The organism is Nocardioides malaquae (assembly GCF_015070385.1).
Lineage (GTDB): Bacteria > Actinomycetota > Actinomycetes > Propionibacteriales > Nocardioidaceae > Nocardioides > Nocardioides malaquae.
In genome coordinates, this window is sequence record NZ_JADCSA010000970.1 from 1 (window position 1) to 245 (window position 245).

At 43.7% G+C, this 245-nt stretch carries 1 protein-coding gene; it reads right to left on the reverse strand.

All coding sequences use genetic code 11. From position 1 onward, the window contains the following. Positions 1-231, reverse strand: a 231-nt coding sequence (locus tag IEQ44_RS18765; RefSeq protein WP_498371235.1) for a two-component regulator propeller domain-containing protein, incomplete at its 3' end; no start/stop codon positions are given. Positions 232-245 lie beyond the last annotated feature (14 nt).

The following is a 245-nucleotide window of genomic DNA, read 5'->3' on the forward strand; positions in this document are numbered from 1 at the left end:
TGGGTCAAACACGTCTAGACCTGCCCCGTCTGTACCAATATAAATCTTTCTATTGGTACTTTCGGCCAATGCGCCTATCCTATCGTGACTTAATCCGCTCCCTGTTATTCGTTTCCTCAGAAGTTTTATGGGCTCACCACGCGGGTTAACATAATTTAAACCAGTACTTGTTCCAATCCACATGTTTCCTTCCTTATCCTTCTTCAAGGCGGAAACAGTACGGTTGTATATACTTGAGCCATCAT